Consider the following 24605-nt stretch of genomic DNA (forward strand, 5'->3'; position numbering starts at 1 on the left):
GCTGCGCGCCTCGCGATGACGGGCACCACAAACGCCGCAGGGTGCACCAATCCGGGCGTTTTCTTGCTGGCAATTCGGGCGCGCGCTACCATTACTACATTTGTAGCAATAGGAGCAGGCCATGAGTTTGCCCGTCCGCATTGATGAAACGCTCTACCAGCAGGCCCGCGCCCACGCGAAGGCCGAGCACCGAACCATCGCCGGCCAGATCGAGTTCTGGGCCGAGGTCGGGCGTACCGCCATGGACAATCCCGACCTGCCCATCGACTTCATCTGTGAACTCCTGATCGCGCGTGCCGAGGGCCGGGAGCTGGCCACGCCGTTCACGCCCGAGGGCCAGCGCGACTGATGACTACAGGCGTGGAGGTGCTGCAAAGCACCCGATTCCGACGCGCTTACAAGCGCCTGCACCCTGCCCAGAAGGCGGACGTGGACGACGCGGTCGCCGACATCATCCGCGACCCCGAGCTGGGTACCAGCAAGAAAGGGGATCTGGCGGGGGTCATGGTTTACAAGTTCAAATCACGCGGGCAACTGATGCTGCTCGCCTATGAGTACGATCCTCGCACGCGCCACCTGCTCCTGCTGGGGACACACGAGAACTTCTACCGGGACCTGAAACGCGATTCTTAATGCCGCCCGGACGTGTATCTGACCGATGCGGTTCGCTGCGCTCAGCGCATCCTACGGGGCTTCAATAACCCGTCATTGCGAGGCCCCGCAGGGGCCGTGGCAAAAAAGCGCGAAGCGCGTTGAACGGCCGCCGGCCGGCCCGAAGGGCGAGCGCAGCGAGTAATCTCCCAACGAACCCCCCGACGCCTTCCCCGGCCGGCGTCAGGGCCGCCCACGGAGATCGCCACGGCGCTGCGCGCCTCGCGATGACGGGCACCACAAACGCCGCAGGGTGCATTGAGCTCGTGACTAGGCGTGGCGGCCGGCCTTGAGGCGGTCGAGGCGCAGGCGCTCGCGGGTATCGAACAGGCGGCGGGAGGCGAACCAGACGGCACCCAGGGTGCCGAAGCCGGTGCCGGCGGTGATCAGGAACATGATCAGGATCTGGTATTTCACGGCCTCCACCGGCGGGGCGCCGGCCAGGATCTGGCCGGTCATCATGCCCGGCAGGCTGACGATGCCGGCGGCGGCCATGGCGTTGATGGTCGGCATCAGGCCGGAGCGCGCGGCCTCGCGGCGCATGGTCGTCACCGCCTCGCTCCAGGAGGCCCCCATCGCGAGCCGGCCCTCGATTGTTCGGCGCTCGCGCCAGACGGTCTGGGTCAGGCGGTCCAGTCCCAGTGCGATGCCGGTCATGGTGTTGCCGAGCAGCATGCCCAGCAGCGGGATCGCGTACTGCGGCTCCCACCAGGGGGTTGGGCCGACCATGGTGGTCAGTGCCAGCACCGTGACCGCGAATGCCGAGATGAACATGGTGACGGTGCCGATCCCGTAGCCCCACAGCCCGGCGAAGCGGCGCTGCTGGCGCGCCATCACCTCGTAGCCGGCCACCGCCAGCATGACCACGGCCATCAGCGCCACCCAGCCAAGCTGGGCGTGGTCGAACAGCGTCTGCAGGATCAGCCCGACCAGCAGCAGCTGGATCACGGTACGCGCCCCGGCGATCAGCAGGCTGCGCCCCAGACCCATACGCGCCCAGACGGTCACCCCGGCCAGCGCGACGACCAGCAGCGCCGCCAGGCTCAGGTCGAATGGGGAAAGCGAGATCAGCTCCATGCGGGGGCCTCCAGCTTGCCGTTGCTGATGGTCAGGATGCGTCCACCGAGACGCTGGCGTTGCAGCGTGTCATGGCTGACCCAAAGGGCCGCCGCCTCTTCCTCCGCCAGGTATGTGCGTACCGCGCGCTCGATGCGCCTGGTGTTCTCCAGGTCGAGGTTGGCCGTGGGCTCGTCCAGCAGGAGGACGCGTGGATGATTCAGCAGCGCCCGCAGAAGACCCAGGCGCTGCTTCTCGCCGCTGGATAGGCGCTCGACCTCCCAGTGCAGGGACTCTTCCGGAAGGGCGACCTGCTCCAGCAGGTGCAGCACCGTCTCGCGGGAGAAATCGGCGGGCAGATGATCATCCACGCGCTCGTCCCACCAGGCGGTCTCGGCCGGTACATAGGCAACCTGCCGGCGCCACTGCACCGGTGGCATCGAGTCGCGGGGCGCACCAGCCAGACGGACCTCGCCGGTGTTCGGGTCCAGGTCCGCCAGCGCGCGCAGCAGCAGGGACTTGCCGGAGCCGGAGGCACCGGTGACTTGCACCAGCTCGCCCGGCTGGAGTTGCAGTTCCAGCGGGCCCAGGTGGGCCGTTTTCAGTTCATGTGCTTCGAACAGGCGATCCATGCTGGCGGTTCCGGTCAGGCGAAAGCGGAATCGTAACCGAACCCGCGGGGCTTCGCGGGGGCAAAAAAAGAGGGCGCCGGGGAGGCGCCCTGAAAGCCAACATCCTTGAGTCCTGGGAGACTGTTGCTGTCGGCGTCGGAGGAGACACTTTGGGGGTTCGACCCGGCCCTCCGGGCCGAACCCCTACTCGCGTTTCGAGCGTTTACTGCTTCCCGGTGAATTCCGGGTAGGCCTCGAGGCCACACTCGGTGATGTCGGCACCGATGTCCTCGTCCTCTTCGCTCAGGCGAATACCCATCACGGCCTTCAGGATGGCCCAGACAATCAGGGAGGCCGTGAAGACGAAGGCGAAGATGGCGAGCAGGCCCGCGATCTGGCCAAAGAACGTCGCGTCCGGGTTGGACAGCAGCACCGCCATCACACCCCAGATACCGGCAGTACCGTGCGCGGAGATCGCGCCAACCGGGTCGTCGATCTTCAGCTTGTCCAGCGCGACGATCGAGAACACCACGATCACGCCACCGATGGCACCGATGATCATCGCCAGGAACGGGCTGGGCATCAGCGGCTCCGCCGTGATGGACACGAGGCCCGCGACCGCGCCGTTCAGTGCCATGGTCAGATCGGCCTTGCCGAACACCAGACGGGTGGTAATCAAGGCGGCGACCACACCCCCGGCCGCGGCCAGGTTGGTGTTGGCGAACACAGCGGCCACGGCGTTGGCGGACTCGATGTCCGAGACCTTCAGTTCGGAGCCACCATTGAAGCCAAACCAGCCCAGCCACAGGATCAGTACACCCAGGGTGGCCAGCGGCATGTTGGAGCCCGGGATCGCGTTGATCTGGCCGTCCTTGCCGTACTTGCCCTTGCGCGCCCCGAGGACCAGCACACCGGCCAGCGCCGCGGCGGCACCCGTGAAGTGGACGATGCCGGAACCGGCGTAGTCGAGGTAGCCGATCTGGTCGAGGAAGCCTTCGCCCCAGCTCCAGAAGCCCTGGATCGGGTAGATGAAGCCGGTCAGCACGACCGCAAAGGCGAGGAAGGCCCACAGCTTCATCCGCTCGGCCACGGCACCCGAGACGATGGACATCGCGGTGGCCACGAATACGACCTGGAAGAAGAAGTCGGCACGATCGGAGTAGTAGATGTCGCCATCGCTACCCAGCACGTCACCCACGGCATTGTCACCCGTGATCAGGAAGCCCAGGCTCGGGATCACGGAGCTCAGGCCATCGCCGTACATGATGTTGTAGCCGATCAGCATGTACATGATGCTGGCGATCGAATACAGGGCGATGTTCTTGGTAGCGATTTCGGCGACACTCTTGGTGCGCACCATCCCGGCCTCGAGCATGGTAAAGCCCGCGGCCATCCACATCACCAGTGCGCCGGCCACCAGAAAGTAAAAGGTGTCCATCGCATAGGCGAGTTCGACAACTTGTTGTTCAATTTCCATGATTGAAATTCCTCATTCGATGGAAGAGCGAAAACCCTTAAAGGGCTTCCGGGCCGGTCTCGCCCGTGCGAATCCGCACGACCTGCTCCACCGGGGTGATAAAGATCTTGCCGTCGCCGATCTTGCCCGTACTGGCAGACTTGGAAATGGCCTCGACTACCTGATCGACCAGGTTTTCGTCGACAGCCACTTCCAGTTTCACCTTGGGCAGAAAATCGACCACGTACTCGGCACCGCGATAGAGCTCGGTGTGGCCGCGCTGACGACCAAAACCTTTTACTTCGGTCATGGTCATTCCTTGCACGCCGATCTCCGAGATCGCCTCGCGAACATCATCAAGCTTGAACGGCTTGATCACGGCGGTAATCATCTTCATGTCGGACTCCTTGAGCGGGGCCGCCGCAGGGCGGACCCGCAGTTACTTGAGTGGAAAAGCCGGGTTTAGAACGTCTTGGTCCAGCCCACCCAGGCACCAACGTCCTCGTCGGACTCGTCGACGTATTCGAGGTTGAAGCTGAACTCGCCCCAGTCGCCGGCATCGCGGGTGAGGCTCGCGGTGTAGTGGGTGTAGTTGTCGTTCTCGTCGGTGTCGTCGAAGGTCTGGCGACCGACCAGGAAGCCGACGCTGTAGACATCCATGAACGGGATGTCGAGGCCGCCGTAGTAATACGTATCCTTGCGCTCCAGGGCGGAGTCGGAGCTATCGGTAACGACGTGCGCAATGCCGGTGTACAGGCCGACGGGGCCGGTATCGAAACTCAGCTCGCCGTAGATCTCGCCGAAGTCGGCGCTCAGCGAGCCGCTGTCATCACGGGCATCGGGGTAGGCGTAATAGACATAGCCGACGTCATAACCGAAACCGTTAGCAAATTCGTCGGCGAAGCCAAGGTACAAATCGAGCTCATAGCTCGTTTGATCTTCGACACCTTCATCGTCAGTCCCGAAATCCACATTGGAGGCCCAAGTGCCAACGTAGAATCCGGATTCGTGTTCATAATCAATGCCGCCCTGGATGGCGGCACCGCCATCCGTTTCCGAACCACCGCGGAAGTAGTAGTTGGAGACCGCCCCAATGTTCACGGAAAGCTCCGCGGTGGCAGTCGAGGTAAAGGCCACACCACCGGTGGAGCCGACAGTGACAATGGCGGCGGCCAGCGCGGAACGAGTGAACTTCTTCATATTGTGTTCTCCCAGTTGTGCAATCGAGTGTCGCGTAGTCGACACCCGGTCCTTGCACAGGCCGTGCCATATCGGGAAAACGGAGCCAGATCGGCTTTTCACAACACCTGTTGCGGTGGAACGACGCAGGCGCGCACAAAAGCGGTGCGCACTAAAAGTGCACACGCACCATATTGGGTCAAAGAATGAGGAATCTGTGACCGGCCGCACGGCCGGCGTCGAGACGACCTACGGCAGGAACCGACGCGGAGGGATCAGGCGGAGGCCGGGAGGGTGCCGCGTTCGACCACGATGCCGACCTCGGCCACACCGGCGACCGCACCGGGCTTGCCCAGTTCGATACGCACCCACGGGGTGCGAAACTCGGCCATCAGGGCCTCCGCGATCTCTTCGGCCAGCGATTCCAGCAGCGCGTGGGGCTCGCGCGTGACGATCGCGCGCACGGCGTTGGCCACCGCCTCGTAATCGACCGTATCGGTGATCTCGCCCGAGTGCGCGGCGATGCGCGTGTCGGTGGCCAGCTGGATATCAAAGCGCAGGGGGCGCTGGATGCGCTGTTCCCAGTCATAGACGCCGACGACGGCATCAATGCGCAGATCCTTGAGGTAGATTCGATCCATCCCGTACCTTCGCGGTCCGGCCGTGGTGGCCGGCGCCTATCGTACTGGCTTGCCCACAGCAGGTACACCGAACCGTTATCATGACGCGGCAGCTTCCCAAGGACATTCCTGATGCCCGAGCGCTTTCACGATCTGCCCTGGCCAGACAATCCGGAAGGGTCACCCCGAAAGGTGGGCGTGGAGATCGAGATGGCCGGCGTCTCGCTCGAGCGCATGGCCGAGGCGATCCGCGCCGAATTCGGCGGGCAGGTCCGCTGTGAAAGCCCGTTCGTCGCCCGGGTCTGCGATACAGACCAGGGTGATTTCCGGGTCGAGCTGGATGCCCGGGTACTCAAGGACCGGGCCTATCGCAGCCACCTGCGGCGGCTGGGGATCGAACTCGACGACTCCGACGAGGCCGCGCTGGACCGCTGGCTGGCCGATGCCGCCGGGCGGCTGGTACCGCACGAGATCGTCGCACCGCCGATACCGGCCTCGGCGCTCCCGCGCCTGGACCGCGTCCGTGCCGCACTGCAGGAAGCCGGCGCGCTCGGGACCGAGCGCTCGCTGCTCTACGCGTTCGGGCTGCAGCTCAATATCGAGGTTCACAGCACCGATGCCGCCTGGATACTGGATGTCCTGCGGGCCTTCCTGCTGCTGTACGAGATGCTGACGAACGCGGGCGAGATCGACCTGGCCAGACGCCTGTCTCCCTACATCCGCGCGTTCCCCGGCACCTTCGTCCGTGAGACCCTGAACCCGGACTTCCAGCCGGACCAGGGGCAACTGATCGACCATTACCTCGCGCACAACACCACGCGCAATCGGCCGCTGGACATGCTGCCGCTGTATGCCGAACTGGACCAGGAACGCATCGACGCGGCCCCGGTGGAACATGAGCTGGTCAAGGCCCGCCCCGCGTTCCACTATCGCCTGCCCAACTGCGAGATCGACGATCCCGAATGGAGCCTGGCCCACCCCTTTAACGGCTGGGTCGAAGTGGAACGGCTCGCCGCAGACCGCGAACGCCTGGAGCGGATGGGCCGCGAGTACCTGGAACGCCCCAGCCAGGCACTGGGCCGCTGGGCTGACGACTGGGCCAGGAAGCTGCGTGGCTGGTTCTGAACAGGATGCCGCGGCCCCGAGCGACCACCCGCGGCCACGGCGTCCGGTGGTTGCGATCACCGGGCCCGACCAGGGCGGGGGCCCGGCCTGGCTGTTCACTGCGCTGGCCGTCTGGCGCGCCGGCGGACGCCCCCTGCGCGTACGCCCCGGCAAGCCCCGTCCCCAGCGGTCGTTCGACGCCCTGGTGGTCGGCGGCGGTGCAGATGTCGATCCCGAACTGTACGGGGAGTCGCTGCCTCAGGGCCCGAACCCCGAGGCCATTCGCGGCGCGGAACGCCGCCTGTCGCAACGACTGATCGGGTACCTGTTCTATCCCGCGCTGTGGCTGCTGCGGCGGATGTTCCAGTCGCACGGCGGCGTACTGGACGTGGAGCGTGACCGGCTGGAAAAGGCGCTGATCCATCGCGCGCTGGACGAGCACCGGCCAGTACTGGGCATCTGCCGCGGGATGCAGCTGATCAATGTGGTGCGCGGCGGGACGCTACAGCAGGATCTGGCGGAGTTCTATGTCGAGACCCCGCAGGCGCGCAGCCTGCTGCCGGTCAAGCCGGTCATGCTCGACGGCCGCAGCCATCTGGCCGAGATACTGGGCGCAGGCGCGATCCATGTGAACGCGCTGCACAATCAGGCGGTGGACCAACTGGGCCAGGGGATGCGCATCGTCGGGCGCGAGGAGACAGGTGTCGTCCAGGCGATCGAGGCCGAACACGGCTGGTGTATCGGCGTGCAGTGGCACCCCGAATACCTGCCGCAGAAGACCCGCCACCAGCGCCTGTTCCGTGCGCTGGTGGCGGCCACGCGGTCCGTCTGATCAGGCTTCCAGGGCCCGGGCCGGGCCAAAGAACTCGAAGAAACAACGCTCGTCCGGCACACCCAGTTCACGCAGCTGCTGACGCACCTGCCGCATGAAGGGCGTCGGCCCCAAGAAATACACATCGACCTCCGTGCGATGCGGGAGCCATTCGGCGAGCTTGTCCCGGGTCAGGAAGCCGGTCGCATCGGCGGCATCCTCGTTGGCAGGCTCGCTGTAGCAGAAGTACGGGCGCAGGTGATCGTGCTCGCGCGCCCGCGCCTCGACCTGCTCGCGAAAGGCATGGACCCCGCTGTGGCGGGCGCAATGGATGAAGTGCACCCGGCGACCGGCCTGCAGTGCCGGGTCCAGCATGGCCATGGTCGGGGTAATCCCCACACCCGCCGAGATCAGGGCCAGCGGACGATCGCTTTCGCGCAGGACGAAATCACCGGCCGGCGGCGTGAGTTGCAGCACATCGCCCTCCCGGATGCGGTCGTGCAGAAAGCGCGATACCCGGCCTTTCGGCTCCCGCTTCACGCTGATGCGTAACCCGTCCGCACCCGGCGGGATGGAGAGCGAGTAGTTTCGGCGCAGCTCTTCGCCATCGATGTCCACCTTCAGCCCGATGTACTGACCGGGCTGGAACGGTGGGACCGGCCCGCCGTCCTGGGGCTCCAGATAGAACGAGGTGATCTCCTCGCTCTCCGGCACCTTGCGGCGCACGACAAAGGAACGCAGCCCGCGCCAGCCGCCCGCCTGCGCCTCGGCCTGCTGATAGGCATCCTCCTCGGCGGCGATCAGAATATCCGCCAGCTGCTGGTAGGCCGCACCCCAGGCCTCCAGCACAGCATCGGTCGCGATCTCCTCGCCCAGCAGCTCGCGCATCGCCCGCAGCAGGCACTCGCCCACAATCGGGTAGTGTTCCGGCTGCACCTGCAGCGACACATGCTTGTTCACGATCTGTCCGACCAGCGGGCCCAGGGCCTCCATCTCGTCGATATGCCGCGCGTACTGCAGCACCGCATTGGCCAGCGCCCGCGCCTGCTGGCCGCTCGCCTGATGGGCCTGGTTGAACAGGGGCCGTACCTCGGGGTAGTCGCGGAACATGATGCTGTAGAAGTGGCGGGTCAGGTCCTCGCCCCCGGATTCCAGGATGGGGACCGTCTTCTGGATGATGGCCTTGTGGTCGTCTGACAGCATGTAGGCTTCCTTATGTTTTAATCGAGATGCAGCTTTATACGGGCGACTTGCGACGCCGTCAAATAATGGATACCCAATGCGTGTTTAAGGGCAGCCCCATGCAATACGGGGACCGCTATCCCGTCGATATCGCTCCGAAACACACCCGGACATCGGCTTGCCCTGGCGCCCGAACACCCGCGGCACACGAGCGGCCATCAGCGCATGGCCGGGCACAGGTGGGACCATTCATAGCGCCCGTGACAATTGACTCTGATCAAGAGTCTCGCCGGCGACCACCTGGCGGTGCCGATTGGGTGGCCCGAAAAACAAAAGCGCAAGGATTGCAGCCAGACTGATCGCCCCTAGCCCCAGCATGATGTTGCCCAGCATCAATTGCTCGCCCAGCAGGTACGCATTGCACAGCCGATCCGGCGCCTCGCGGTAAAGCCAGCCCATCACGAAGAACATGGCCGTGCCCTTGACCCACAGCACGCCCCGCACCAGCAGCGGGAGAAGGGGTGCAGTCAGTCCCAGCGGCATCCCGGCCAGCAGCACGAGCGTCACGATCTTCAGCCAGCCCGCCCCGGCCTCGAGTACGGCCGCATCCAGGTTGCGGGGCAACAGCCAATAGACAACAACGAACAGCGCCAGAAGCAGTCCCAGCACCCCGTACGCATCCAGGCGCGCAGCCCGGATGCGCCAGGCCTCCGGCAGCGACCGGGCCATCAGCGCACCCGCCAGCACCAGCAGCGGGATCTGCACCAGCATGTGGCCGATCAGGCTGGCCTCGAGCCAGGGCCTCAGGGGCGTCAGGACGAGTACTGCCAGCAATGCCGGCCCCGCCCAGACGGTGGACGGCCGCATCACCAACGCGGCTCCAGGTAGGCCAGCACGTCGTCCACCGCATCGATGTCGTGAATCCCGGCCACGCGGGCGTCTGGCTCCACCACGTAAATGGCACCGTTGTGCACGAAGTCCTGGCCGTCCGGGATCACCACCACCTGGAAGTGGCGCAGCAGGCGATCCAGGTCCTCTCGGGTTTTCGGGCGTGCGAGATGCCAGGCCTCGGGGTTAGCCGAGAAGCGCTCGCCATACTCGAGCAGGCGCGCGGCATCGTCGTTCTCGAGATCGAAGGTGATGCTGAGCAAGGCTACGCGTTCGCCCAACACATCCTCCGGCAGCGCCTCCTGGATGCGGTGGAAGCTTGCCCCCAGCGTCGTGCAGGCGTGGTGGCAGCCGGTGTAGATAAAGTCCAGCACCACATAGCGATCGCCCAGCTCGGCCAGGTCCAACTCCCCACCGCGCGCATCCTCCAGCTTCATTGCGGGCACCGGCGCCGGATTCTCGCGGGCGGCGAGGCGGCGCGCCTCCTCCGCAGTAAACGCACGAAAACCGTCGGTGGCCAGGGACAGGGTGGTAAAACCACCCAGCCCGAGGGCGATGATGGTCAGGCCGTAGATCGCATTACGCCACATTGTTCGCCACCCGCTTCAGTCCGAGGAAGAAACGCAACGCCAGCAACAGCGTTCCAAGGATCACCAGAGCCGCGGCAACCGAACCCAGCTGGGCATAGGCCGCCCATTCGGGCAGGTGCTCGGCAAAGCGTCGCGGTACACTGGACGCGCCGCTGTAGAGGAACACGGCCACCAGGGCCAGGCCGCCACCGGTAAAGGTCCAGAACCCCAACCGGTCGAAGAAGCCATCGCCCTCCGCCTGCGAACGGGTCAGCCACGCCATGAAGCCGAACATCATCGCGACCACACCCAGCAGCAGATAGAAGTGGAAGTGGCCCGGGACCCAGAGGGTGTTGTGCATCACCGTGTTGACCACGATGGTCGCGTCGATGATGGCCGGGATCACGCCGGCCGCCCAGCCGAACACACCGAGGAAGACGAAGCCGGAGGCGATATCCCAGCGGATGCCCGAGCGGTAGACGTTGGTCAGCGCGCCCCAGGCCGTGACCAGCAGTACCGGCAGACCACTCGTGTAGGAGATCACCTGCCCCAGCACGTGCAGCGAGGTCGGCTGCGAGAAGTCCATCAGCAGGTGGTGCGGGTAGACCAGCAGCACCATCACGGTAGAAGCCGCCCATGCCGCCAGGAACACCCGCGACACCTTCCAGGGACGCCCGGTGTAACGGGGCAGGATCTCGTAGACCCCGATGACCGCCATGTAGATCGTGGCGTTGATGAACACGTGGCCGAAGAAGTAGGTCAGGTTCTTCGCCCACAGCGAATCAATCTCGAAAGCCGGCTGGTACAGGTTGATCAGGCTCATGCTCAGAATCGCCGCGCCTGCCACGATGCCGAGGGTGTTCACGATCAGCACCATGGTGCTGGCCACCACCGCGGGCGGTGGCGGATCACCCGCCCGACCGAACAGCTGCGGAAGACCGAGCGAGCGGCCCAGCCCGCCATAGTTCGTGATCAGCGCCCGCGCGATATCGATGTACAGCAGCAAGAAGCCTACGCCGATTGCCAGCAACCCGAGGAAGAACGACGCCGCGGCCGCCTGCGTCCACAGGCCCATCGGGGTCTGCGGCAGCGGGTAGAGGAAGGTCCAGGCGCCGGCAAAGCCGCCAATGAAGATGCCGCCCAGGATCAGCACCGCCCCCAGCAGGAACAGCGCCAGATTGAGCAGGAACACGCCGGTGGACAACGCCACATGACGACGCAGGAAGTACCACATCACCGCGCTGGACCCGAGGGCCACTGCCCCGACCATGCCGGCGCCATGCGCGGTCAGCACCTGGTAGAAGCCGGCGGCTCCCATCAGGTCCATGCCCGCCTGTTCCAGACGCATCAGCAGCCCAAAGACCATCATCAGCAACAGCACGACCACCGTGGTCGCCAGATAGGTAATCACCGCGTTGCGTGCGCCGCGCGGCACGGCCGGTTCCATCGTCGTATCACTCATGACCGTTTACTCCGTGACGGTGAGTTCAGCGACCATCGCGTGATGCGCGACGCCGCAGTATTCAAGGCACAGGACCTGGTAGGTACCCGGCTGCTCGAAGGTGTACTCGAGGATGTTCGTGTAGCCCGGCATCGCCTGGGTCTGGGTCAGCAGGGTCATGTCCTCGTCGTAGATGGCGAACCCGTGGTTCACGTCCTGGCTGGTCACGCGGAACTGCACCGGCTCACCGACGCGAAACTCGTCCTGCGACAGGTCCCAGCGCCACATGTGGCCGGTCACGTTGACGGCTTGCACCCCCTCGGCCTCCGGATCGGTGCCGTAGGGCATCAGGGTGAGGGTGTACAGAAACACCGGGGTGACTACCGCCAGCAGGACCCAGAAGCTCCAGTCGCGCAGGCGATAGGATCGGGCCGTCAGATCACCGGCATCGACCGCAGCAGGGCGGGAAAAGGCGACCCATAGAAAGGTGGCCGTTACAGGGACGACCAGCAGGATCGTCAACCACAGCGAGATGGATTGCAGCATCGCGAGCTCCCTTTTGTTATACACGCGATGCAGCTTTATACCGATGCCGCCCCCGACCGTCAAACGATGCATATATTTTGCATGTTCTGGAGAACGCCCACCTGAAGAAGATTGGCAGTGGTAAACTGCGCCCCCAGCCAAGGACCACCGAAACGCCATGGATACCCAGACGGCCCATTCCGTAGCCCATGTCCTGATCGAGGCGCTGCCCTATATCCAGCGCTTCGCGGGCAAGACGATCGTGATCAAGTACGGCGGCAACGCCATGACCGAGGACCACCTGAAGGCCTCGTTCGCACGCGACATCGTGCTACTCAAGCAAGTGGGCGTGAATCCGGTGGTAGTGCATGGCGGGGGGCCGCAGATTGGCCAGCTGCTGGAACGGCTGGGCAAGCAGACAGAGTTCGTGAACGGTCTGCGCGTAACCGACCGCGAGACCATGGACGTGGTGCAGATGGTGCTCGGCGGGATCGTGAATCAGGAGATCGTCTCGCTGATCAACCGCTTCGGCGGGCGCGCGGTGGGCCTGACCGGCAAGGACGGCCAGATGATCCGTGCAAACCCGCTGCGCGACTACGGCGCCTCCGAGGGGCAGCCGACCGTGGACCTGGGCCATGTGGGCGAGGTCGAAGGGGTGGACCCCGCCATCGTGCATACCCTGGACGAGAGCGACTTCATCCCGGTGATCGCGCCGATCGGTTTCGACCGCGACGGCAAGGCCTACAACATCAATGCCGACACCGCGGCCGAGAAACTCGCGGTGGTGCTGGATGCGGAGAAGCTGTTCCTGCTGACCAACACCCCGGGTGTGCTGGACGGCAACGGCGAACTACTGCCCAAGCTGTCGGCCCCGCAGGTAGACGAGATGATCCGCGACGGGACGATCCACGGCGGGATGATCCCGAAGATCCGCTGCGCGCTGGATGCCGTGCGCAGCGGCGTCAACGCCACGCATATCGTCGATGGCCGGGTGGAACACGCGGTGCTGCTGGAGCTTCTGACCGACGAGGGCGTGGGCACCCTGATCAGTCGTTAAAGGCGTTTCTAGCCTTCGCCGTTGCCGACCAGGCGCTGATAGTCCTCACGGTCCAGATCCAGCCGCTGCTGGATGGCGGCGAGGCGATCTTCCTGCCCGCGACGGTAGGCGCGCTCGCGGTCGATACGCACCTCCAAATCCTCCAATTGCACCTCGAACCGTGCGCGCGCCGACGCGGACTCGCTGGACTCATACTGACGACGAATACGCTCGCGCTCGCGCAAGAGGGTGATCTCCTGCGCCTCGGAACGCGCAATATCGCCACCAATGGCCGCCTCGCGGCGCGCGCGCAGTTCTTCGATCTCGTCCAGATTCTCGTAGGCCTGACGCAGCTGACGCTCGCGCGCCACCCGGTCGGCCCGCGCCTGACGCGCGGCCTCCAGCTCTTGCTGCGCACGTTCCTGTTCGGCCCGGGCCTGCTCACGCTCCTCGGCGGTAGGGGGAGCGGGTATGATCTCCCGCATCAGGCCGTGGGAATCAAATACGCGGCGCTCGCGCTGGCTGGCCTCGGGCTGCGGGGTGTTCGAGTAGTGCACCGTGCCGCCATCATCAACCCAGCGGTAGATATCCGCATGAGCCGGCAGCGCCAGCACCAGTGCCAACGTCCCCCAAAAAACACCGTGCCACCACACGGAACCGCGCTTTCTGCCCCCTGACATGACCATACTCGAACACCTCGGCCTGCTTTTCATCGCCATCCTGGCGAATGGATTCTCCGCCCTTGCGGGCGGCGGGGCCGGCCTGTTGCAGTTGCCGGTCCTCATTTTCCTGGGACTCCCCTATCCCGTTGCCCTGGCCACACACAAGATTGCCACCGTTGCGCTGGGCGCCGGGGCCAGTCTGCGGCACCTCAAGCAAAGCACATTCGAACCGGCACGCCTAGCCGTCATTCTTGCGGCCGGTCTTCCCGGGGTGCTGATCGGTGCCTGGCTGGTATTGGGGATCCCCCCGCGGGCCGGCGAGATCGCCCTGGGCCTGCTGACGATTGCACTGGGCTGGTACTCCTGGCGCCGGCCGCAACTAGGGCAGGCCGTTCGCGAGACCGACAAGACGCTGCACCACGCCGTGATCGGTGCATTGGGGCTGTTCATCATCGGCATCCTGAACGGCTCGCTGGCCTCCGGCACCGGACTCATGGTGACACTCTGGCTGGTGCGCTGGTACGGGATGAGCTACACCCAGGCGGTCGGGTACACCATGGTACTGGTGGGGCTGGTCTGGAATGGCGCCGGGGCCCTGTTGCTCGGCACCTTCGGCACCGTCCAGTGGGATTGGCTGCCGGCGCTGCTGGTCGGCAGTTTCATTGGCGGCTATCTGGGGGCGGCCCTGGCCCACCGCTACGGCAACCGGCTGGTCAAGCGGACATTCGAGGTGGTGACCGTGCTGACCGGGATCGCTCTACTGGCCCCGGTGCCCTGATCACGGTAGAAAACGCGAACAAAAAGAAGCCCCGCACGAGGCGGGGCTTCGATTAGCGGCACATCTTGCAGCCGATCAGGCCGACCGGGCCTCGCGCTCGGCCCTGGCTTCCGCCTTGGCCTCGTCGCTGTCGTCGTAGCCGATGTTCGGCGCGAGCCAGCGCTCGGCCTCCTCGAACGACATGCCCTTGCGCTTGGCGTAGTCCTCGACCTGGTCGCGGTTGACCTTGCCCAGACCGAAGTAGCGCGACTCCGGATGGGCGAAGTACCAGCCCGATACGGCCGAGACCGGCAGCATCGCGTAGCTCTCGGTGAGCGTCATGTCCGCGTGCTCGTCGGCCTGCAGCAGTTCCCAGAGCGTGCCCTTCTCGGTGTGCTCGGGGCAGGCCGGGTAGCCCGGGGCCGGACGGATGCCCTGGTACTTCTCGTCGATCAGGTCTTCGTTTTCGAGCGCCTCGTCCGGGACATAGCCCCAGTAGTGCTTGCGCACATACTGGTGCATGCACTCGGCAAAGGCCTCGGCCAGACGGTCCGCCAGGCTCTTCACGAGGATCGCGTGGTAATCGTCGTTGGCCTTCTCGTATTCCTCGGCCTTGGCATCGACGTCGCCACCGGCGCTGACCGCAAACGCACCCAGGTAGTCCGGACCACCAGCCTCCTTCGGCATCAGGAAGTCGGCCAGCGAGTGGCTCGGCTGACCACGGCGCTTCTCGGTCTGCTGACGCAGGTGGTGCAGCTTCTTCAGCACCTTCGAGCGGCTCTCGTCGGTGTAGACCTCGATGTCGTCATCATTGACGGTATTCGCCGGGAAGAAGCCGACTACACCACGCAGGGTGACCCACTTCTCCTCGATCATGCGATCGAGCATCTCCTGGCCATCCTTGAATAGCTTGCGCGCCTCTTCGCCCACCTTCTCGTCATCGAGGATGCGCGGGTAGGCGGCGTGCAGCTGCCAGGAGTGGAAGAACGGCGTCCAGTCGATAAAGTTCCTGACCTCGTTCAGGTCGAAGTCGTCGAAGCGCAGCAGCACGGAGCCGTCGCCATGCGGGTGCAGCACCTTCGGCTCGCCCGGCAGCTTGTCGGTTTCCAGCGCCTTCGGCTTGGTCGGGGTATAGCTCGACCAGTCGATCTGCGGCTTGTTGGCGCGCGCCTTCTCCAGGGTGACCCACTGGGTCTTCTTCTTGCGCCCGGCGTTCTGCACGCGCAGTTTTTCGTATTCCTCGCGGATCTCGGCGGCGTAGTTCTCGCGCAGTTCGGGGCTGATCAGGCTCTGGGCCACGCCCACCGCGCGCGAGGCGTCCTTCACCCAGACCACCGGGCCGGAGTAGTTCGGCTCGATCTTGACCGCGGTGTGGGCGCGCGAGGTGGTGGCACCCCCGATCATCAGCGGCGTCGTCATGCCTTCGCGCTCGAGATCTGCGGCGAAGTTGGCCATCTCCTCCAGCGAGGGGGTGATCAGGCCGGACAGGCCAATGACGTCGACGTCATGCTCCTTGGCCGCCTTCAGGATCTCCGCACCGGGCTGCATCACGCCGATGTCGATGACCTCGAAGTTGTTGCACTGCAGGACCACGCCGACGATGTTCTTGCCGATGTCGTGGACGTCGCCCTTCACCGTGGCCATCAGAATCTTGCCGTTGTTCTCGGTGCCGGTCTTCTCGGCCTCGATGTACGGGATCAGGTGGGCCACGGCCTTCTTCATCACGCGCGCGGACTTGACCACCTGCGGCAGGAACATCTTGCCCTCGCCAAACAGGTCGCCGACCACGTTCATGCCGTCCATCAGCGGGCCCTCGATCACCTGGATCGGGCGGTCGTACTGCTGACGCGCCTCTTCGGTATCCTCGACCACGTAGGTGTCGATGCCCTTGACCAGCGAGTGCTCGAGGCGCTTGGTGACTTCCCATTCGCGCCACTCGAGGTTCTCTTCCTTCTTGCCGCCGCCCTGGCCCTTGTACTCCTCGGACAGGTCAAGCAGTCGCTCGGTCGCGTCATCGCGACGGTTCAGGACCACGTCCTCGACCGCTTCCTTCAGCTTCTCGTCGATGTCGTCATAGACCGCCAGCTGGCCGGCGTTGACGATCCCCATGTCCATGCCCGCCTTGATGGCGTGGTACAGGAACACCGCGTGGATCGCCTCGCGCACCGGCTCGTTACCGCGGAAGGAGAACGACACGTTGGACACGCCGCCGGAGACCAGCGCGTGCGGCAGGTCCTGCTTGATGCGACGGGTGGCCTCGATGAAGTCCACGCCGTAGTTGTTGTGCTCCTCGATACCGGTCGCGACCGCGAAGATGTTCGGGTCGAAGATGATGTCCTCGGCCGGGAAGCCGACCTTCTCGGTCAGCAGCCTGTAGGCACGGGTGCAGATCTCGACGCGGCGGTCTTCGTTATCGGCCTGGCCGTCCTCGTCGAAGGCCATGACCACGATCGCGGCGCCGTAGCGACGGCACAGCTGGGCCTGCTTGATGAAGTTCTCCTCGCCCTCCTTCATGGAGATCGAGTTGACCACCGCCTTGCCCTGCACACACTTCAGGCCGGCCTCGATGATCTCGAACTTGGAGGAGTCGATCATCACCGGCACGCGGGCGATGTCCGGCTCACCAGCCAAGAGATTCAGGAAGCGGACCATCGCGTCCTGCGACTCCAGCATCCCCTCGTCCATGTTGATGTCGATGATCTGGGCGCCGCCCTCGACCTGGTTCAGCGCGACTTCCAGCGCGACGTCGTATTCCTCGTTCTGGATCAGGCGCAGGAACTTGCGCGAGCCGGTCACGTTGGTGCGCTCGCCGACGTTCACGAACAGCGAGTCGTCGGTGATGTTGCACGGCTCGAGGCCGGACAGACGGCAGGCCGGGGCGATCTCCGGCACCTTGCGCGGCGGGAACTTCTCCACCGCCTCGCGCATCGCGCGGATGTGCTCCGGCAGCGTGCCGCAGCAGCCGCCGATGATGTTCAGCAGGCCCTGCTCGGCCCAGGGGCCGACGTCCGCAGCCATCTGCTCCGGGGATTCGTCGTAGTCACCGAACTCGTTCGGCAGACCGGCGTTGGGGTGCGCGGAGACGTGGGTGTCGGCAATGCGCGACAGCTCTTCCACGTACTGGCGCATTTCCTTCGCGCCCAGCGCGCAGTTCAGGCCGATGGAGACCGGGTTCGCGTGACGCACCGAGTTCCAGAAGGCCTCGGTGGTCTGACCGGACAGGGTACGGCCGGAGGCGTCGGTGATGGTGCCGGAGATCATGATCGGAAGTTCCTTCCCGAGCTCGTCTTCCAGCGTCTTCACCGCGAAGATCGCGGCCTTGGCGTTCAGGGTGTCGAAGACCGTCTCGATCAGCAGGATATCCACCCCGCCCTCGACCAGGGCCTCGGCGGCCTCCTTGTAGGACTCGACCAGGGTGTCGAAATCGACGTTGCGCGCGCCCGGGTCGTTCACGTCCGGGGAGATCGACGCGGTACGGTTGGTCGGGCCGAGGATGCCAGCCACGTAACGCGGCTTGTCCGGGGTCTTCTCGGTCCAGGCATCGGCGGCCTTGCGCGCGAGCTTCGCGGATTCGCGGTTCAGCTCGGGGACCAGGTCCTCCATGTGGTAGTCCGCCATCGCGATGCGGGTACCGTTGAAGGTGTTGGCCTCGATGATGTCGGCGCCGGCCTCGAGATAGTCGTTGTGGATCTGCTCGATGATGTCCGGACGGGTCAGCGACAGCAGGTCGTTGTTGCCCTTCAGGTCGGATTCCCAGTCCTTGAAGCGCTCGCCGCGATAGTCGGCCTCCTCCAGCTTGTACAGCTGGATGGTCGTGCCCATCCCGCCGTCCAGAATCAGGATGCGCTCTTTCAGCGCTTTCTCGATGTCGTTTCGCGTTGCCGTCATGTGCGGTACACCATTGTGTTGAATGGATTCATTGTCGTGGCCGGGCAGCGCGGTGCAGCCCGGCGGGAACCCGCCTTGCGGGGCGGTGTTCCGGATATTGATGTACGGGCCCGGCATCCTCTTTTGCGCCCGTCGCGAGTCGTGTCACGATAGCCACATGCAGGAGCACCCGATCCGTTGGTTTGTTACGGCCCCGCAGGCCTGTCCCTATCTGGACGACCGCGAGATGCAGAGCCTGCTGGTCGACCCCGCGGTCAGCCTGGGCGGGGCGCGCTATGGGCAACTGCTTGCCGAGGGCTTTCGCCGCAGTGGCCAGTTCGTCTATCGCCACCACTGCCCGACGTGCTCGGCCTGCGTCCCGGTGCGCATCCCGGTTACGGACTTCGCACCCAGCCGCAGCCAGCGCCGCTGCCTGAAACGCAATCATGATCTCGCGGTCACGATTACGCGCCCCCCGGACCAGCCCGGGCATACGCCCTGCGCGGACCTGGACGAACACATGCCGCTGTTCTCGCGCTATCTCGCCCATCGCCATACCGGCGGCGGCATGGAACGCATGGGGCGCGACGATTACGCGGGCATGCTCAGCCACCGCAACGGTCCGGTGGATATCCTCGAATTCCGCCGGGACCACACCCTGGTGGCCGTTGCGCTCACCGACCGCACCCCTCAGGGGCTGTCAGCCATGTACAGTTTTTTCGATCCGGAGACCCCGGATCGCGGCCTGGGGACCCTCGCCGTGCTTACGCAGATCGCGCATGCCCGGCGGCTGCGCCTGCCGCATGTCTACCTCGGATACTGGATCGACCAGGCCCCGAAGATGGCCTACAAGACCCGCTTCCGGCCCATCGAGGGCCGGGTGAGCGGGGTCTGGAAGCGACTGACGAGCCGCCCATAACGGCCGGCCCGTAGCGGCCGCCAGCACTCCCCGGCCGACTTACTCGGCCGGCTTGCGGAAGCGGAAGATGCCCCAGGTCAGATAACCCGACTGGCCGCCGTCCACCCAGTGCTGCAGACCCTGCTTCATGCGGTCGATGTAGTCCTGGGAGATATAGCCACGCAGTTCCTCTTCACGCGACTCCAGTTCCTGCTTCACACGACCATAATGCGTCGCGATCTGGCTGGAGTGTTCCTCGAACCCGACCTCGTAGAGCCCCGCTTCCTTGGCCGCCTCGCGATAGAGCGAGGGGCTGGCCAGCGAGTCGAGGTGGATGCGGGCCAGGATCGGATCGAGCACGCCATCCGGGCAGTTGTCGGTCTGCATCGGATCAGTGAAGATCAGCCAGCCACCCGGCTTCAGCACGCGCGCGGCCTCCTTGATCACGTCCTTTTTCTTGTCGTTCTGGCTGTGCAGGAACGAGTCCTCGGACCAGACGACATCGTAGGAGGCATCCGGCTCGTCGACTTTCTCGAAGGAGCCGTCGACCACGGTGATTTTGTGGTCGAGATGACGCGCCTTGTTGATCTCGCGATCACGCTCGTTCTCCTTCTCGGAGAGATTGAGCGCGGTCACGTCACAGCCGTAGTTCTCGACCAGGTAGCGGGCCACGCCACCATACCCGGCGCCCATGTCGAGCACGCGCCATTCCGGCTGCGGCTCGCCGAGCAGGTCGGACATGTGCGCGACGGTGCGCCGGCTGGCGTCACCGATCGGCTCGCCCTGGTACTCGTACATGCCGATGTGGAGGTCTTCGCCACCCCACACCAGCTTGTAGAAGGTATCGGCGTCTTCGCTGTTGTAGTAGTCGCGCGCCGTCTCGACGACGTCGGAATACTGGTTGCTCATCGGTTCTCGTCCTCGATGTAACGCTTGTCGGCGACGTGAATGAAGAAGTCCGGATCCGTCTCGCGGTAGGTCTCCTGGAAATCGCCGTAGGTCTCGATCTGCTGGAAGCCGACCTCGCGCATCAGGCGACGCACATAGGCCTTGCGCAGCGGGAACATGTTCAGGAAGTACTCGGAGCCATCCGGGAAGCGGTACTGGAAGCGGGCCAGACCCTCATCCACATGCGCCGGCTGCACCTGGACGTCGTCGCCGCAGTAGTAGTACGTGTGCTTGGACGAGTAGCCGTGATCCATGATGGTGTCGTAGTTGCGCTGATCGAGGATCAGCACGCCATCGTGGTTCAGGGCGGAGTAGAACTCGGCCAGGGCCTTGCGGCGGTCGTGTTCGTTGAACAGGTGGGTAAAGGAGTTACCCAGGCAGACCACCGCGTCGTAGCGGCCGTAGATGTCGCGGTTCAGCATGCGCCAGTCGGCCTGCACGGTGCGCAGGATGTGACCCCGCTTGCGACCGTTCTCGAACGCCTTGGCCAGCATCTCCGGGCTGCCGTCGGCCGTGACCACGTCGAAGCCCGCCTCGCGCAGCTGCACGGAATGGAAGCCGGTACCGGCCGCCACATCCAGCACGCGCTTGGCACCACGCTTCTTCAGCTCCTCGATAAAGAAGGTGCCTTCGCTCTTGGCGCGGTTGTCCCAATCGATCAGGTCATCCCACTTGTCGACGAAACCGGTGGTGTACTCGTTGCGATAGTTCTCGGTATCGCGACGCTCGGTCGGCTTCTCGCCGAAATCCTGATCGTTCTTGATGTTCGCGGACATGCTGATTCCTCTTGGCTTTTTGCTGCTGTCGTAAGCGTGAACGGACGGCCCGGGGCCGATCCGTCGGCACAACACCGCGCAAACGCAGAGAACCGCGACCCCCGCATATCCCGGCGGTCTCGCCATTCGCCCGATCCGCCCAGGCCAGGCCTGGTGTTCGGGAAGCAATGCAACGGGCGCGTTGTAATAGCGCCCGGCACCGGCATGGCCGGTTCATCCTGTACATCCGGAGGGTCATTCGTTACCCGGATGCCGAGCCGTGGTCTGGCGGGCCCATCCCGCCTGGCTCGGGGATCGTTTACGGCGCCGCGCGCTGCGTCTGAACGCGGGCGTTGTGTCCGAAATCGTTTTTATACCCTGAAGGTTTTGCGCAAAAATTACAAGCTGAGGCCGGGCGCGCCGCCCCGGGCCCGGGCCGGGCCACCGGCCCCGAACGTTCGATATAATGATCGTTTTGACGCGATTTCGAGGCCCCGCATGACCCCCAGCCGACCCCTTCAGCGCGCCCTTTTGTCGGTCTCCGAGAAGACCGGTGTCGTGGAGCTTGCCCGCGCCCTGCACGAACACGGCGTGGAACTCCTGTCTACCGGCGGGACCGCCCGCCTGCTGGCCGAAAACAACCTCCCGGTTATCGAGGTTTCCGCGCACACGGGCTTCCCCGAGATCATGGATGGACGGGTCAAGACCCTGCATCCGCGCATCCACGGAGGGCTCCTGGGGCGGCGCGACATCGACGCCGACGTGATGGCCGAGCAGGACATCCCGCCGATCGACCTGCTGGTGGTGAACCTCTACCCGTTCGAGGCCACGGTCGCGCGCCCGGGCTGCAGCCTGGAGGAGGCCATCGAGAACATCGACATCGGCGGACCGGCCATGCTGCGCGCCGCGGCCAAGAACTACCGGGACGTGGCCGTGGCCACCAGCCCGGACCAGTACAGCGAGCTGCTGGCCGCGATCGGCGAGGCCGGCGAGGTGCCGCAGTCCCTGCGCTTTCGCCTGGCGGTCGCGGCGTTCGACCACGTCGCGCGCTACGACGCCGCCATCAGCAATTACCTGTCGGCGCTCACCGAGGATGGCGAGGCCGAGCCGTTCCCCGGCCAGCTGAACGCGACCTTCCAGCGTGTCGAGTCCCTGCGCTACGGCGAGAACCCGCACCAGCGCGCGGCGTTCTATCGCGACCCGCAACCGGCACCGGGGAGTCTGGCCAGCTATCGCCAGCACCAGGGCAAGGCCCTGTCCTACAACAACCTGGCGGATGCCGACGCCGCCTGGGAATGCGTGCGCCAGTTCGAGCAGAACGCCTGCGTGATCGTGAAACACGCCAATCCCTGTGGCGTGGCCGCGGCCCCGACCCAGCTGATGGCCTACGAACGCGCCTTCCAGACCGACCCCACCTCGGCCTTCGGCGGCATCATCGCCTTCAACCGGCCGCTGGACGGCGACACCGCGCACGCGATCGTCAGCCGCCAGTTCGTGGAGGTCGTGATCGCCCCGGAGATCACCCCGGGCGCGCTGCGTGCCCTGGCCGCCAAGAAGAACGTGCGCGTACTGGAGATCCCGCCCGCGGGAAGCGCGCCGGGCCTCGACTACAAGCGCATCGGCGGGGGCCTGCTGGTGCAGGATGCCGACCGCGGCTCGCTGGCCGATGTCGAGCTGAAGACGGTCACCGCACGCGCGCCTTCGGAACAGGAACTCAAGGACCTGCGCTTTGCCTGGCAGGTGGCGAAGTACGTGAAATCAAACGCGATCGTCTATGCGCGTGACGAACAGACCATCGGGGTGGGTGCGGGCCAGATGAGCCGCGTGTACTCCGCGCGCATCGCCGGCATCAAGGCGGCCGACGAGGGCCTGCAGGTGGCCGGCTCGGTCATGGCCTCGGATGCCTTCTTCCCGTTCCGGGACGGCATCGATGCGGCCGCCGAGGCCGGCATCACCGCCGTGATCCAGCCCGGCGGCTCGATGCGCGACGACGAGGTGATCACCGCCGCCGACGAACACGGAATCGCCATGCTGTTCACCGGCATGCGCCACTTCCGCCATTGATCCGGGACCCATCATGAACGTACTCGTTATCGGCAACGGCGGACGCGAACACGCCCTGGCCTGGAAGCTCGCCCAGTCCCCGCGTGTCCAGCGCGTGCTGGTCGCCCCCGGCAATGCCGGCACCGCGCGTACCGCGAAGTGCGAAAACGTCGAGATCGGCGTCACCGACATCGACGGCCTGCTGGCCCTGGCCGAGCGCGAGGACATTGCATTCACGGTAGTCGGCCCGGAGGCGCCGCTGGTTGCCGGCGTGGTGGATGCCTTCCGCGCCGCCGGGCGGCGCTGCTTCGGTCCCTCGGCAAAGGCCGCGCAGCTCGAGGGCTCCAAGAGCTTCGCCAAGGACTTCATGCAGCGCCACGGCATCCCCACCGCCGCCTACGGCAGCTTCGAGGATGAATCCGCCGCGCTGGACTTCATCCGTGCCCACGGGGCCCCGATCGTGGTCAAGGCCGACGGCCTGGCCGCCGGCAAGGGCGTAATCCTGGCTCAGACCGAAGACGAAGCCTGCGCCGCGGTGCGCGACATGCTGGCCGGCAATGCCTTTGGCGAGGCCGGGCATCGCGTGGTGATCGAGGAGTTCCTGCGTGGCGAGGAGGCGAGCTTCATCTGCATGGTGGACGGCGAGCATGTGCTGCCGCTGGCCTCTTCGCAGGACCACAAGGCACGCGACGACGGCGACCAGGGCCCGAACACCGGCGGCATGGGTGCCTATTCGCCGGCCCCGGTGGTCACCGACGCGCTGCACGCGCGCATCCTGCGCGAGGTCATCGAACCAACCGTGCGCGGCATGGCCGCCGACGGCGAACGCTATACCGGTTTCCTCTATGCCGGCGTGATGATCGACGCCGAGGGCAACCCGAAGGTGCTGGAATTCAACTGCCGCTTCGGTGACCCGGAGACCCAGCCGATCCTAAGCCGCCTGGAATCGGACCTGGCCGACCTGGTCGAGGCCGCGCTGGACGAACGACTGGACCAGATCGAGGCCCGCTGGGATGCCCGCGTCGCCCTCGGCGTGGTGCTGGCCGCCGGAGGCTACCCGGGCGCCTACCGCAAAGGCGATGTGATCACCGGACTCGAGTCGGTGGAGAACAACCCCGAGGCTTACGTATTTCATGCCGGGACCGCAACGCGCGAAGACGGCGCAGTCGTGACCGCCGGGGGCCGCGTGCTCTGCGTCGTGGGCCTTGGAAGGGACGTGAAATCCGCCCAGAAAAAGGCCTACGAGGCCGTGCACCGGATCCACTTCGAGGATATATACTGCCGGACAGATATTGGCTATCGCGCCGTCGCTCGCGAGGGATGATCCCGGGCGGCGGTCCACACCCCAGGGAAACACTGATTAATGTACACGCTCGCGTTGGTACCCCAGGTTTTCCGAGGCCAGGCGCGTCGTGCAGCGGGTAGTGGTTCTACCCGCAAGCGGCGCAACGCAGGATCGGGGAACCCGGGGTGCCAACCCCGAAGGGGCTCGGCCGCCCGTTGTAATCAAAAACTGGCGCGCGCACGGCGTTGCGGCTCCCTTGTG

General features: G+C 65.3%; 24 protein-coding genes. 9 read left to right on the top strand and 15 right to left on the bottom strand.

What is annotated here, in order from left to right; all coding sequences use genetic code 11:
• Window positions 1–121 precede the first annotated feature (121 nt).
• Window positions 122–349, top strand: a complete 228-nt coding sequence (locus tag G015_RS0101120; protein WP_012981615.1) for a ParD-like family protein — start codon at window positions 122–124, stop codon at window positions 347–349.
• Window positions 349–633 carry a type II toxin-antitoxin system RelE/ParE family toxin gene (locus tag G015_RS0101125; RefSeq protein ID WP_012981614.1) on the top strand — a complete coding sequence of 95 codons (285 nt, stop codon included), beginning with the start codon at window positions 349–351 and terminating at the stop codon, window positions 631–633. The genes G015_RS0101120 and G015_RS0101125 overlap by 1 nt, the downstream gene beginning before the upstream one ends.
• A gap of 288 nt (window positions 634–921) precedes the next feature.
• Here G015_RS0101125 and fetB read toward each other — a convergent pair whose 3' ends face one another.
• The 6 genes from fetB to folB all read right to left on the bottom strand — a co-directional run bounded on the left by fetB (window position 922) and on the right by folB (window position 5594).
• Entirely contained in the window at window positions 922–1728 is an 807-nt protein-coding gene (gene fetB / locus G015_RS0101130; protein ID WP_012981613.1) for an iron export ABC transporter permease subunit FetB, read from the bottom strand.
• Window positions 1719–2339, bottom strand: a complete 621-nt coding sequence (locus G015_RS0101135; protein ID WP_012981612.1) for an ATP-binding cassette domain-containing protein — start codon at window positions 2337–2339, stop codon at window positions 1719–1721. Before G015_RS0101135 ends, fetB begins: the two co-directional genes overlap by 10 nt.
• A gap of 202 nt (window positions 2340–2541) precedes the next feature.
• Window positions 2542–3795 (bottom strand): ammonium transporter, encoded by a 1254-nt coding sequence (locus G015_RS0101140; RefSeq protein ID WP_012981611.1) that lies wholly within the window; start codon window positions 3793–3795, stop codon window positions 2542–2544.
• 37 nt (window positions 3796–3832) lie between these two features.
• Entirely contained in the window at window positions 3833–4171 is a 339-nt protein-coding gene (locus G015_RS0101145) for a P-II family nitrogen regulator (protein ID WP_012981610.1), read from the bottom strand.
• 65 nt (window positions 4172–4236) lie between these two features.
• Window positions 4237–4974, bottom strand: coding sequence for a TorF family putative porin (locus G015_RS0101150; protein ID WP_012981609.1), 738 nt, complete (start codon window positions 4972–4974; stop codon window positions 4237–4239).
• 254 nt (window positions 4975–5228) lie between these two features.
• The gene (gene folB / locus G015_RS0101155) at window positions 5229–5594 is read right to left on the bottom strand and encodes a dihydroneopterin aldolase (RefSeq protein ID WP_012981608.1); all 366 of its coding nucleotides are present in this window, start codon (window positions 5592–5594) and stop codon (window positions 5229–5231) included.
• A gap of 111 nt (window positions 5595–5705) precedes the next feature.
• On the opposite strand from folB, the gene G015_RS0101160 reads away from it, so the two are divergent.
• Window positions 5706–6698 carry an amidoligase family protein gene (locus G015_RS0101160; protein WP_012981607.1) on the top strand — a complete coding sequence of 331 codons (993 nt, stop codon included), beginning with the start codon at window positions 5706–5708 and terminating at the stop codon, window positions 6696–6698.
• Complete coding sequence (locus G015_RS0101165; protein ID WP_012981606.1) at window positions 6685–7509, top strand: gamma-glutamyl-gamma-aminobutyrate hydrolase family protein; 825 nt, start codon at window positions 6685–6687, stop codon at window positions 7507–7509. The genes G015_RS0101160 and G015_RS0101165 overlap by 14 nt, the downstream gene beginning before the upstream one ends.
• Here the strand turns inward: G015_RS0101165 and hmpA are convergent, their stop codons facing one another.
• The 5 genes from hmpA to G015_RS0101190 form a co-directional block, all read right to left on the bottom strand.
• Window positions 7510–8691: an NO-inducible flavohemoprotein gene (hmpA, locus tag G015_RS0101170; protein ID WP_012981605.1), complete on the bottom strand. Its 1182-nt coding sequence runs from the start codon at window positions 8689–8691 to the stop codon at window positions 7510–7512. It lies immediately after the preceding gene.
• 228 nt (window positions 8692–8919) lie between these two features.
• Entirely contained in the window at window positions 8920–9537 is a 618-nt protein-coding gene (locus tag G015_RS0101175; protein ID WP_012981604.1) for a hypothetical protein, read from the bottom strand.
• On the bottom strand, window positions 9537–10148 hold the full coding sequence (locus G015_RS0101180) for an SCO family protein (protein WP_012981603.1): 612 nt from the start codon (window positions 10146–10148) through the stop codon (window positions 9537–9539). Before G015_RS0101180 ends, G015_RS0101175 begins: the two co-directional genes overlap by 1 nt.
• The gene (locus tag G015_RS0101185; RefSeq protein ID WP_012981602.1) at window positions 10138–11589 is read right to left on the bottom strand and encodes a cbb3-type cytochrome c oxidase subunit I; all 1452 of its coding nucleotides are present in this window, start codon (window positions 11587–11589) and stop codon (window positions 10138–10140) included. Before G015_RS0101185 ends, G015_RS0101180 begins: the two co-directional genes overlap by 11 nt.
• Before the next feature lie 6 nt (window positions 11590–11595).
• Window positions 11596–12114: a cytochrome c oxidase subunit II gene (locus tag G015_RS0101190; protein WP_012981601.1), complete on the bottom strand. Its 519-nt coding sequence runs from the start codon at window positions 12112–12114 to the stop codon at window positions 11596–11598.
• 157 nt (window positions 12115–12271) lie between these two features.
• Here G015_RS0101190 and argB point away from each other — a divergent pair, with 157 nt between their 5' ends.
• Complete coding sequence (argB, locus tag G015_RS0101195) at window positions 12272–13150, top strand: acetylglutamate kinase (RefSeq protein WP_012981600.1); 879 nt, start codon at window positions 12272–12274, stop codon at window positions 13148–13150.
• A gap of 8 nt (window positions 13151–13158) precedes the next feature.
• Here argB and G015_RS0101200 read toward each other — a convergent pair whose 3' ends face one another.
• Complete coding sequence (locus G015_RS0101200) at window positions 13159–13809, bottom strand: DUF4124 domain-containing protein (RefSeq protein ID WP_232196813.1); 651 nt, start codon at window positions 13807–13809, stop codon at window positions 13159–13161.
• On the opposite strand from G015_RS0101200, the gene G015_RS0101205 reads away from it, so the two are divergent.
• Window positions 13808–14569 carry a sulfite exporter TauE/SafE family protein gene (locus tag G015_RS0101205; protein WP_012981598.1) on the top strand — a complete coding sequence of 254 codons (762 nt, stop codon included), beginning with the start codon at window positions 13808–13810 and terminating at the stop codon, window positions 14567–14569. The two genes, G015_RS0101200 and G015_RS0101205, sit on opposite strands and share 2 nt — an antisense overlap.
• A gap of 75 nt (window positions 14570–14644) precedes the next feature.
• Here G015_RS0101205 and metH read toward each other — a convergent pair whose 3' ends face one another.
• Window positions 14645–18436, bottom strand: coding sequence for a methionine synthase (metH, locus tag G015_RS0101210; protein WP_012981597.1), 3792 nt, complete (start codon window positions 18434–18436; stop codon window positions 14645–14647).
• A 157-nt stretch (window positions 18437–18593) separates the two neighbouring features.
• On the opposite strand from metH, the gene G015_RS0101215 reads away from it, so the two are divergent.
• Window positions 18594–19334, top strand: a complete 741-nt coding sequence (locus G015_RS0101215; protein ID WP_012981596.1) for an arginyltransferase — start codon at window positions 18594–18596, stop codon at window positions 19332–19334.
• A 39-nt stretch (window positions 19335–19373) separates the two neighbouring features.
• On the opposite strand, the gene G015_RS0101220 is transcribed toward G015_RS0101215, so the two are convergent.
• Complete coding sequence (locus tag G015_RS0101220) at window positions 19374–20222, bottom strand: methyltransferase domain-containing protein (RefSeq protein ID WP_012981595.1); 849 nt, start codon at window positions 20220–20222, stop codon at window positions 19374–19376.
• The gene (locus G015_RS0101225; protein ID WP_012981594.1) at window positions 20219–21037 is read right to left on the bottom strand and encodes a class I SAM-dependent methyltransferase; all 819 of its coding nucleotides are present in this window, start codon (window positions 21035–21037) and stop codon (window positions 20219–20221) included. The genes G015_RS0101220 and G015_RS0101225 overlap by 4 nt, the downstream gene beginning before the upstream one ends.
• Before the next feature lie 477 nt (window positions 21038–21514).
• Here G015_RS0101225 and purH point away from each other — a divergent pair, with 477 nt between their 5' ends.
• Window positions 21515–23080, top strand: coding sequence for a bifunctional phosphoribosylaminoimidazolecarboxamide formyltransferase/IMP cyclohydrolase (gene purH / locus G015_RS0101230; protein WP_012981593.1), 1566 nt, complete (start codon window positions 21515–21517; stop codon window positions 23078–23080).
• A gap of 13 nt (window positions 23081–23093) precedes the next feature.
• Window positions 23094–24383: a phosphoribosylamine--glycine ligase gene (purD, locus tag G015_RS0101235; RefSeq protein ID WP_012981592.1), complete on the top strand. Its 1290-nt coding sequence runs from the start codon at window positions 23094–23096 to the stop codon at window positions 24381–24383.
• The last annotated feature ends 222 nt before the right edge of the window (window positions 24384–24605 follow it).

The sequence above is a fragment of the Thioalkalivibrio sp. ALJ15 genome (assembly GCF_000383695.1).
Taxonomy (GTDB): Bacteria; Pseudomonadota; Gammaproteobacteria; order Ectothiorhodospirales; family Ectothiorhodospiraceae; genus Thioalkalivibrio.